9 protein-coding genes are annotated in these 9,745 nt (G+C 72.6%); 7 read left to right on the forward strand and 2 right to left on the reverse strand.

Annotated elements, in window-relative coordinates; all coding sequences use genetic code 11:
• Positions 1–3: 3 nt before the first annotated feature.
• On the reverse strand, positions 4–1,104 hold the full coding sequence (locus GXW76_RS16695) for a M20/M25/M40 family metallo-hydrolase (RefSeq protein ID WP_211863229.1): 1,101 nt from the start codon (positions 1,102–1,104) through the stop codon (positions 4–6).
• 52 nt (positions 1,105–1,156) lie between these two features.
• Here GXW76_RS16695 and GXW76_RS16700 point away from each other — a divergent pair, with 52 nt between their 5' ends.
• The 5 genes from GXW76_RS16700 (at position 1,157) to GXW76_RS16720 (ending at position 6,527) form a co-directional block, all read left to right on the forward strand.
• Positions 1,157–2,281: a threonine synthase gene (locus GXW76_RS16700; RefSeq protein ID WP_211863230.1), complete on the forward strand. Its 1,125-nt coding sequence runs from the start codon at positions 1,157–1,159 to the stop codon at positions 2,279–2,281.
• A 4-nt stretch (positions 2,282–2,285) separates the two neighbouring features.
• Positions 2,286–2,771: a DUF6653 family protein gene (locus GXW76_RS16705; RefSeq protein WP_211863231.1), complete on the forward strand. Its 486-nt coding sequence runs from the start codon at positions 2,286–2,288 to the stop codon at positions 2,769–2,771.
• Positions 2,768–4,270 carry a M81 family metallopeptidase gene (locus GXW76_RS16710; RefSeq protein ID WP_211863232.1) on the forward strand — a complete coding sequence of 501 codons (1,503 nt, stop codon included), beginning with the start codon at positions 2,768–2,770 and terminating at the stop codon, positions 4,268–4,270. Before GXW76_RS16705 ends, GXW76_RS16710 begins: the two co-directional genes overlap by 4 nt.
• Positions 4,267–5,376: an alanine racemase gene (locus GXW76_RS16715; RefSeq protein WP_211863233.1), complete on the forward strand. Its 1,110-nt coding sequence runs from the start codon at positions 4,267–4,269 to the stop codon at positions 5,374–5,376. Before GXW76_RS16710 ends, GXW76_RS16715 begins: the two co-directional genes overlap by 4 nt.
• A gap of 176 nt (positions 5,377–5,552) precedes the next feature.
• Positions 5,553–6,527, forward strand: a complete 975-nt coding sequence (locus GXW76_RS16720; protein ID WP_211863234.1) for a Bug family tripartite tricarboxylate transporter substrate binding protein — start codon at positions 5,553–5,555, stop codon at positions 6,525–6,527.
• 316 nt (positions 6,528–6,843) lie between these two features.
• Here the strand turns inward: GXW76_RS16720 and GXW76_RS16725 are convergent, their stop codons facing one another.
• A complete protein-coding gene (locus GXW76_RS16725; protein ID WP_211863235.1) occupies positions 6,844–8,109 on the reverse strand; it encodes an MgtC/SapB family protein in 1,266 nt (421 codons plus the stop codon).
• An 81-nt stretch (positions 8,110–8,190) separates the two neighbouring features.
• On the opposite strand from GXW76_RS16725, the gene GXW76_RS16730 reads away from it, so the two are divergent.
• Both GXW76_RS16730 and GXW76_RS16735 read left to right on the forward strand, forming a co-directional pair.
• The gene (locus GXW76_RS16730; RefSeq protein WP_211863237.1) at positions 8,191–9,012 is read left to right on the forward strand and encodes a HesA/MoeB/ThiF family protein; all 822 of its coding nucleotides are present in this window, start codon (positions 8,191–8,193) and stop codon (positions 9,010–9,012) included.
• A gap of 164 nt (positions 9,013–9,176) precedes the next feature.
• On the forward strand, positions 9,177–9,548 hold the full coding sequence (locus GXW76_RS16735) for a DsrE family protein (protein ID WP_211863236.1): 372 nt from the start codon (positions 9,177–9,179) through the stop codon (positions 9,546–9,548).
• Positions 9,549–9,745: the final 197 nt, after the last annotated feature.

The following is a 9,745-nucleotide window of genomic DNA, read 5'->3' on the forward strand; positions in this document are numbered from 1 at the left end:
GCGTCAGGCTCCTGCCGCCAGGATCCGCCGGAACAGCGGCACGGCGGCGGCGAGGTCGGCCACGGCGACGCATTCGCGCGGCGTATGCGCGGTGGCGATGCTGCCCGGGCCGAGCACGATGCAGGGCGCGAGATCCTGCAACTCGCTGGCGTCCGTGCCGTAGGGCGCGGTGCGCGCCGCCTGGCCGGTTTCCGCCACCGCCAGACGGATGAGCGGGTGGTCGGCCGGCAGTTCGGGCGGCGTGCCCTCGCGTTTTTCCGTCAGCGTCACGCCGGCGCGGCGGGCGGCGTCCTGCACCGCGGCCTCGATCGCGGAATAGTCCACGCTGCGGCTGCGGCGGAACTTGATGCGCGCGGTGGCCTTGGCGACCGTCACGTTCACCGCCGTGCCGTGGTTGTCGATGATCAGGTTGAAGTCGGAGAAGGGCGGATCGTAGGCCGTATCCTGCAGCGTCGGATCGGAGCGCAGGCGCTCGAACACCGTCTTCATCTCGGCCAGGAACGGGACCAGCGCCCAGTTGGCATTGGTGCCGAGGCCGGTCGATGAATGCGCCTGCACCCCGGTCGCGACGGCGGTGTATTCGATGTGGCTGCGATGGCCGCGCACGGGCGCCAGGCCGGTGGGTTCCGCGACCACGATGCCCTTCAGCCCGAGCGACTTTGCCACGCCCGAGGCGGCGATGGTGCGCGCGCCCTGCTTCGACGTCTCCTCATCCGTCGTGATGAGGAGCGTGACGGGCACATGCGCCGGCATGCCCCGCGCGGCGACGATGCAGGCGGCGACCGGCCCCTTCATGTCCACCGAGCCGAGGCCGTGCAGCACCCCGTCGGCCACCCGTGGCGTCCAGGGGGACTCGGTCCAGCCGGTCTCGGGCACCGTGTCCATGTGGCCGGAGAGGGCATAGCCCCCCTTCGGCCCCCGATGCGCCACCAGGGCGCGCTTCGCCACGCCGTTGGCGTCGGCGTAGTCCACCCGCTCGATCTCGAAGCCTTTCAGTTCGGCCTCGATCCGCTCCGCGACGGGCAGGTTCGAGACGGAGGAACGGCTGTCGATCGCCACCAGATCGGCGGCGAGACGAAGGACGGCATCGGCATCATCGGTCATGACGGGAGCATGACCTTGCCCCGCGCCCGCCGGCAAGCGAGGCTGCGCGGCCATGACCGACATCGCCTATCTCGACCCCCGCACGGGGCGCACCTACCCGCTCGCCACGCCGCGCTGGTGCGGCGACGACCAGGCCCCCCTGCTGCTGACGCCGCTGCCCGGCATCGGGCGCGACGCGATCCGGCAGGAGGATCGTTCGCTGTGGCGGTACGCCGCCGCCCTGCCCTTCGTGCCGGATGACCCGATCAGCATGGGCGAGGGCTGCACGCCGCTGGTATCGCGCGTGATCGCCGGGGCCTCCGCGCTGCTGAAGTGCGAGTGGTTCATGCCGACCGGATCGTTCAAGGACCGCGGGGCGTCGGTCATGCTGTCCCTGCTGCGGGCGCAGGGGGTGACGGATGTGCTGGAGGATTCCTCCGGCAATGGCGGCGCCGCCGTGTCCGCCTATGCGGCGGCGGGCGGGATGAAGGCGACCATCTTCGTGCCCGCTTCGACCTCCCCGGCCAAGACGGTGCAGTCGCGCGCATCCGGCGCAGCCATCCAGTTGGTCCCCGGCAGCCGGCAGGATTGCGCCGACGCGGCGCTGCGCGAGTCGGAACGCATCTTCTACGCCAGCCACAACTGGCACCCCTTCTTCCTGCACGGGACGAAGACGCTGGCCTATGAGCTGTGGGAGGACCTCGGCTTCGTGGCGCCGGACAACGTCATCGTGCCCTGCGGCGCGGGGTCGAACGTGCTCGGCTGCGGCATCGGCTTCGCGGAACTGCTGCGCGCGGGCGAGATCACCCGCCTGCCGCGCATCTTCGCCGCCCAGCCGGCGAATTGCGCGCCGATCGCGCGCGCCTTCCTGGGCGAGCCCGCCGCCACGGCGCAACCCACCATCGCGGAAGGCACCGCCATCGCCCAGCCGATCCGCCTGCCGGAGGTGAACCAGGTGCTGACCGATTCCGCCGGCGGCGCGGTGATGCTGAGCGAGGAGGAGATCGGCGCCGCGACGCTCGAACTCGCGCGCACCGGCATCTACGTCGAGCCGACCTCGGCGCAGGCGGCGGCGGGTTTCGCGAAGCTGCTCGCGGCCGGGACCATCACGCCGGACCAGACGACGGTCGTCGTGCTGACCGGCACCGGGCTGAAGTCCACGCCGCGCATCGCGGAACTGCTGGGGGTCGCGATCTGAGGCCGTGACGCTCGAGCGCCGCATTGCCGACGCCTTCCGCATGGATGAGGCGACCTGGGCGCGCCACGCCAACCCATGGTCGGGCTGGACGCGCGTGCCGGCCCTGCCGCTGCTGGCGCTGGCGGCCTGGAGCCGCGCCTGGATCGGCTGGTGGGGGCTGCTGCCGGTCGCGGTGGTGTTCGCTTGGGTCTGGGTCAATCCGCGCCTGTTCCCGCCGCCGCGCCGCTGGGATGGCTGGATGACGCGCGGCGTGCTGGGCGAAAGGAACTGGCTCGCGCGCGACCGCACGCCGGTGCCGGCCCATCACCGCCTGGTGCCGCACATCCTGACCGCGATCGGCGCCGTCGGCCTGGCGCTGGCCGCCTATGGGGTCGCCGCGCTGGCCGTCTGGGCGGCCATCGGCGGCGTCGCCATCGCCACGCTGGCCAAGATGTGGTTCGTGGACCGGATGGCTTGGTTGCATCACGACATGACGAAGGACACGGCATGAGCCCGCGCATCGCCCTGCTGGGCTTCTCCATCGAGTGCAACCGCTTCGCCCCGCCCGCGACGCGCGCGCACTTCACCAGCCGCTGCTATCTGGAAGGCGAGGCGATCGTCACCGACGCGCGCAGCCCCGCGCCGCGCGCGCTCGCGGAAATGCCGGGCTTCGTCGCAGACATGGACGCCGCCGGCCCGTGGCAGCCGGTGCCGATCCTGCTCGCCATGGCCGAGCCGAACGGCCCGGTGGAGGCCGGCTTCTTCGCGGAGATGATGGCGACCTGGCGCCGCGGGCTGGAAGCGGCGAAGGGCCAGGTGGACGGGGTCTATTGCGTCATGCACGGCGCCGGTCTGACGACCGAGGACACCGACCCAGAAGGCACCATCCAGGCGATGATCCGGGAGATCCTCGGCGACATTCCCGTGATCTGCTCCTACGACCTGCACGCCAATGTTTCCGACCGCATGGTGGCGATGACGGATGCCTTCATCGGCTACCGCACCAACCCGCATCTCGACATGCGCGAACGCGGGGCGGAGAGCGCGCAGTTGATGCGCCGCCTGCTCGCCGGTGAACGCTTCCACCGCGTCTTCCGGCGCCTGCCGATCGTCGCGCCCACGGTCTCGATGCTGACGGCGCAGGGGCCCTATGCGGAGGTCATCGACCTCGGCCAGGACCTGGCGGGGAAGGATGCGCGCATCGCCAATGTCTCGGTGATGGGCGGCTTCGCCTATGGCGACACGCCGTTCAACGGCATGGCGGTGATCGTCACCGCCACCGACCGGGCCGCGGCGGAAGCCCTGGCCGACAAGGTGGCGCATGCCGCCTGGGATCGCCGCCACCGCTTCGTGGCGCACCTCACGCCGCTGGATGAAGCCGTTCGCCGCGCCAAGGAAAGCCCGGTGCCGCTCGCCTTCGCCGATGTCGCGGACAATCCCGGCGGCGGTGGGCGCGGCAACACGGTGTGGATCCTGGAAGCCTTCCACAAGGCGGGCGTGCAGGATGCGCTGATCGGTATGATGCTCGACGCGCCGCTGGCGGTGGAGGCGCATGGCCTCGGCGTTGGCGCCCGCTTCACCGCCCGCTTCAACCGCGACATGGCCGCCGACGATCCGTTCAGCAAGCACTTCGAGGTCGAAGCCGTGGTCCGCGCGGTGTCGGATGGCAATGTCACCGGCCGGCGCGGCATCTATGCCGGCACGGCGATGACGCTGGGCCGTACCGTCTGCCTGCAGATCGGCGGACTTTCCGTCGTGGTGGTCGAAGGCCGCGCGCAATGCGCCGACCCGGCGTTCTTCGAGCACCTCGGCCTCGACATCGCCAAGGCGCGCGCCGTGGTGGTGAAGTCCCGCGGCCATTTCCGCGGCGGCTTCGACGAGTTCTTCCGGCACGAGCAGATCGTCGAAGTGGACTGCCCGGGCCTGACTTCGCCCATCCTCACCCGCTTCGACTGGAAGCACATGCCCCGGCCCGTGCTGCCGATCGACAAGGAGGCCACCTGGCCGTGACGACCCTCGACGACCTTCCCACGCCCTGCCTGGTCCTCGACCTCGGCATCCTCAAGCGCAACCTCGCGCACATGGCGGCCGCGGTGGCGCGCCATCCGGGGCTGACGCTGCGGCCGCACATGAAGACCGCGAAGTCCATCGCGGTGGCCGACCTCGCCGCGCCGAACAAGGGGCCGATCACCGTCAGCACCGTCGCCGAGGCAGCGTATTTCGCCGGCGGCGGCTTCCGCGACCAGATCTACGCCGTCTGCGTCACGCCGGCGAAGCTCGACCGCATCGCCGCGCTGAACGCACAGGGCGCGGATGTGAAGGTCATCACCGACGACGTGGATGTCGCCGCCGTCATCGCCGCCCATCCCGGCCCGCTGCGCGCCTTGGTGGAAGTCGATTGCGGCGAGGGCCGCGGCGGCGTCGCCCCGGATTCCAACCTGCTCACCGAGATCGCCGGCCGCCTCGGCGCCCGCTGCGCCGGGGTCATGACCCATGCGGGCCATTCCTACGCCGAGCGCAGCATCGCCGGCGTCGAGCACGTGGCCGAGACCGAGCACCGCGGCGCCGTCCTCGCCGCCGAGCGCCTGCGCGCCGCCGGCACGAAGGTCGAGATCGTCTCCCTTGGCTCCTCGCCCACCGCGCTCTACGGCAAGGACATGTCGGGCATCACCGATGTCCGCGCGGGGGTCTACATGTTCGGGGACCTTTTCCAGGCGCAGATCGGCACGCATGCGATGGAGGACATCGCCGTCACCGTGCTGACCGCCGTCACCGGCCGCAAGCCGGACCGCAACGCCATCCTGGTCGATGCCGGCGCGATCGCGCTCTCCAAGGACCGATCCACGGAGAAGGCGCCGAAGGACTACGGCTTCGGGCTCATGCTCGACCTCGACGGCAAGCCTTCCTACGGCAACGCCATCGTCGCCCGCACCCACCAGGAACATGGCGAGGTCCACGGCGAGACGCCCCTGCCCTTCGACCGCCTGCCGATCGGCGCGCTGGTGCGCATCGCGCCCAACCACACCTGCCTGACCGTCGCCCAGTACGACCGGTATCACGTGGTCGATGGCGGGCGGGACGTGATCGCGGTCTGGGACCGGGTGAACGGCTGGTAGCGCCGCCGCTGCGGGCCGGTGGGCGGACCGGCCGCGCGGGTCCGGCGTGCCGGCGCCGCCTCGGTCGGGACGCCGCGCGGCATCGTGGAGGACATCACTTTCCGCCGCCCCGGCCGACGGGTAGACAAGCCGCAGGCCCGGCCAACGGGCGTGACGAACCTGCCGGAGAAACGTCCATGATTACGCGTCGCGGCCTCGCCGCATTGCCGCTGCTCGCCACGCTGCCGCGCCCTGCCGCGGCGCAGGGGGGCGAATGGACGCCGAACCGCCCGGTCCGCATCGTCGTCGGCTTCGCCGCCGGCGGCGCCACCGACATCAGCACGCGCACCATCCAGCCCAAGCTGCAGTCGCTGCTCGGCCAGCCCATCGTGGTGGACAACCGGCCGGGCGCCGGCGGCAACCTGGCGACCGAGACGGTGGTGCGCGCGCCCGCCGACGGCACCACGCTGCTCATGGGCACGATCGGCGCGCTGGCGATCAATCCGACGCTCTACCAGAACCTGCCCTTCAACCCGCAGACCGACCTGACGCCGATCGCCATGGCGGGTTCCGTGCTCAACGTGCTGGTGGTGCCGGCGGACCGGCCGTGGCGCAATGTGGCGGACCTGATCGCCGCGGCGCGCGCGCGGCCGGACACGCTCTCCTACGGCTCCTCGGGCGTCGGCGGGGCGGGGCACCTGGCGGGCGCGCTGCTCGACCGCATGGCGGAGGTGCGCACCATCCATGTGCCCTATCGCGGCGGCGGGCCGCTGATGACGGACCTGCTCTCGGGCAAGACGGACTTCGCCTTCTCCACCGCGCCCACCGCGTTGCCGCAGGTCGAGGCCGGGAGGTTGCGGGCGCTCGCCGTGGTGACGCCGCGGCGGTCCGCCCTGCTGCCGGACCTGCCCACGGTGGCCGATACGTTGCCGGGCTACGAGGTGGCGAACTGGTACGCCCTGGTCGGGCCGAAAGCCCTGCCCGGCAACATCGTCGCGCGCCTCAACGCCGCGATGCGGGAGACGATGGAGGACCCGGAGGTGCGCGCCAACCTCGCCCGCCACGGCGTCGAGCCCCTGCCCGGCAGCCCCGCGGAACTGGCGCGCTTCATCCGCGAGGAGACGGCGAAATGGGCGTCGATCGTGCGGGAGAGCGGCGCCTCGGTGAACTGATTACGCCCGGCATCATCGCCGGGCGCATCGGCGCGCGGGACGAGGGGGACTACGGACGCCCCCATATTTTGACCTGCGGCCCGCGAAGCAGGCCGAGGCCGCGAATGCGGCAGCCCGGCATTCCGGCAGCCGCGCGGATGCGCTGCGCCCGGCACCTGGAGCGGTTTCCGTTCGCACGGGCTCACGGCAACCGCTCCGGGGCGTTGTTTTCGCGCGCATCTTCACCCGATCAGGTGATTCCACTGATCGGGTTCTGTTCCAAGGGCACAAAACACGCATACCGGCGGTCGATGAGATTGACCGCCGGTATGCCGCCCTACCACGCCGTCGCCAGCAGCGTCGCCGCCCCGGCGGCGAGCCCGATCGCCGAACCCAGGCCGAACAACCGCCCGTAGCGCCCCGAGCCGAGCGCCACGGCATAGGCCGCCTTGGCGACGGTGTTGGATGCCACGGCCACGGCAACCGCCTTCACCGCGACATCCGCGTCGATCACCTGCGGCACCAGCAGCGGCACCGACAGCGTGATGGCGTCCACGTCAGTCAGGCCGGTGACGGCGGCGATCACCACCACCGCCGCGCCGCCCAGCTTCTCCGCGCCCAGCTTGGCCAGCGCGCCGACGCCACCGAGCAGCACGGCCATGCGCAGCACGGAACCGATCTCGAAGGGGTTGCTGGGCAGCGGCGCGCCTTCCGCCACTGTCGCCCGCCGCCGCGCCAGGACCAGCGCAACCGCGCCCATGCCCGCCGCCGCCGCGACCAGCGCCGGCCACAGCGCCAGCCCGGTCTGCGGCGCGACCAGCAGTGCCAGGCCGGCCGTCCGCAGGCAGGAGACGACGCCCGCCACCAGCGCGCCCGCCGCCAGCGCCCCCGAAGGCCCGCCCTGCGCCGCCGTCGCCGCATTGGAAAGGGTGACGGCGGTGGAGGAGACCAGCCCGCCCGCGGCCCCGGCCAGCAGCAGGCCCTTGTGCTCGCCCCCCAGCTTCACCCCGAGGTAGCCGAGGTAGGAGATGGCCGCGAGCAGGACCGCCAGCGTCCAGACCTTGCGCAGGTTCACCCCCGCGAGCCACGGGATCGGCGCGTCCGGCACCAGCGGCAACGCGATCAGCGTCATCGTGAGCAGCACGATGGCAGAGCGCAGCTCCACCCAGGTGATGCGCGCCATCAGCCCGTGCAGGCTCTCCCGCGCCGCCAGTACGGCGGTCATGGCCACCGCCGCGGCGCCGGCCGCCGTCGCCTGCCCCGAGACGGCGAGCGCACCCAGCATGTAGGTGCCCACGGCGGCGACCAGGCTGGTGGCGCTGAAGCGGTCCTCCGCTTCGGCCTCCCGCAGGGCGAAGGGGATCAGCGCGGCCATCAGCGCGAAGAGCCCCGCGGAGAGCAGCACCGCGCGCCCGAGCGGCCCCGCATCGACAGCGAGCGCCGCGACGATCCCGCCCGAGAGCCCCACCAGGGCGAAGGTCCGCACGCCGGCGGTGCGGCGGCCGGCCGCCTCGTCGCGCTCGCGCCAATGGCGCTCGGCGCCCACCAGCAGCCCGATGGCCAGCGCAACGCCGAGGCTGCGGATCAGTTCCACACCATCCATGGCGGCATTTCGCGCGGCGCCCACCCGCGCCGCAAGGGGTGCGGCTTGCGCCGCCCCACCGGCCGCGCCCATATCCGCGCCATGGATCTCGACTTCACCGAAGCGGAACTCCACCGCTATTCCCGCCACATCCTGCTGCAGGAGGTCGGTGCGACGGGCCAGGCGAAGCTGCGCGCCGCCCGCGTGCTGGTGGTCGGCGCCGGCGGGCTCGGCTCGCCGCTGACGCTCTACCTGGCCGGGGCGGGCGTCGGCACGATCGGGATCATCGACGACGACAGGCTGGAACTCTCCAACCTGCAGCGCCAGGTCGCGCACACCACGGCGCGGATCGGCCGGCCGAAGGCCGAAAGCCTCGCCGAGACCCTGCGCGCCCTGAACCCCGAGACGCGCCTCGAGGTCCATGTCCGCCGCATGGACGCGGACGCCGCGCAGGAACTGATCCCGCGCTACGACATCGTCTGCGACGGCACCGACAATTTCCCCACGCGCTTCCTGCTCGGCGACGCCTGCCACCTGCTGCGCCGCCCGCTGGTCAGCGCCGCGGTGCTGCGCTTCGAGGGGCAATTGTCGATCTATGCCGGGCATGACGGGCAAAGCCCCTGCCACCGCTGCCTGAACCCCGAACCGCCGCCGCCGGGCCTGGTGCCGTCCTGCTCGGAGGCCGGCGTGCTCGGCGCCGTCACCGGCGTGATGGGCACGCTGCAGGCGACCGAGGTGATGAAGCTCATCCTCGGCATCGGCGAGCCCCTGAAGGGCCGCCTGCTGCTGTGGGACGCGCTGGATGCGCGCTTCCGCACCGTGAGGCTCAGGCGCGACCCGGCCTGCGCCCTGTGCGGGGAGCAGGCGACGATCCACGACCTCTCGGCGCACCGGGAGGTGGCGGGCCCGGTCTGCGCGGCCTGACCGCCCGGGGTCTTCCCGGACCGGGAGCGGCGGGCGAGGCCCGGCCCGCAGCGGCGATGCGTCGGCACCGCGGGAGGCCAGGGCAGGCCGCGCCGCCCAGGCCTTGACCGCCGCCGCAGGACGGGCAGGTATCGGGCCTTCCCACGCCCCCGGTCGATCCCGCCATGGCCAGTCTCGGCATCCTTCTCGAATCCGGCGCCCATGCCCGGGCCCATTACGCGCTGGTCGTCGCCGCCGGCGCCGCGGCGCTCGGGCGAGAGGTGACGCTCTTCGCCACCAATGCCGGCTGCCGCCTGCTGCTCGAACCCTGCCCGCTGCTCGACGATCCGCGGGAAGCGGAGATCACGCGCCGCGGCGTCGCCGGCATCGCCACGCTGCTGCCGGCCTGCGTCGAACTGGGCGTCCGCCGCATCGTCTGCGAGGCCGGGCTGCGCGCCGAGGGGCTGGAGCGCGGCGCCCTCGCCGCGGGGGTCGAGCTCGCCGGCATCGCGACCTTCCTCGAGGCGGTCGGCCAGGGCCAGATCGTCACGCTGTAGCGCGCGCCGCTTGACCGGGACTCGGCGGCGGGGGGAGACAGGGCCATGACACGCGCGCTCCGCACCGGATGGATGCTGCTGGCGGTGCTCGGCATCGGCGGCCCGGCCTTCGGCCAGTCGAGCCTGGGTGGCGCGGGCAGCCTGCCGCCGCCCCAGCGCCCGGGGAGCGCGACCGCGCCCGCCGCGCCGACCACGCC

Origin of the sequence: Neoroseomonas soli (assembly GCF_018129065.1) — a bacterium.
GTDB classification, from domain to species: domain Bacteria; phylum Pseudomonadota; class Alphaproteobacteria; order Acetobacterales; family Acetobacteraceae; genus Neoroseomonas; species Neoroseomonas soli.

Coding starts and splice junctions, on each gene's coding strand:
- GXW76_RS16735 (WP_211863236.1), top strand. CDS start 9,177: ATGGCCAGTCTCGGCATCCTTCTCGAATCCGGCGCCCATGCCCGGGCC.
- GXW76_RS16695 (WP_211863229.1), bottom strand. CDS start 1,104: ATGACCGATGATGCCGATGCCGTCCTTCGTCTCGCCGCCGATCTGGTG.
- GXW76_RS16710 (WP_211863232.1), top strand. CDS start 2,768: ATGAGCCCGCGCATCGCCCTGCTGGGCTTCTCCATCGAGTGCAACCGC.
- GXW76_RS16700 (WP_211863230.1), top strand. CDS start 1,157: ATGACCGACATCGCCTATCTCGACCCCCGCACGGGGCGCACCTACCCG.
- GXW76_RS16725 (WP_211863235.1), bottom strand. CDS start 8,109: ATGGATGGTGTGGAACTGATCCGCAGCCTCGGCGTTGCGCTGGCCATC.
- GXW76_RS16720 (WP_211863234.1), top strand. CDS start 5,553: ATGATTACGCGTCGCGGCCTCGCCGCATTGCCGCTGCTCGCCACGCTG.
- GXW76_RS16730 (WP_211863237.1), top strand. CDS start 8,191: ATGGATCTCGACTTCACCGAAGCGGAACTCCACCGCTATTCCCGCCAC.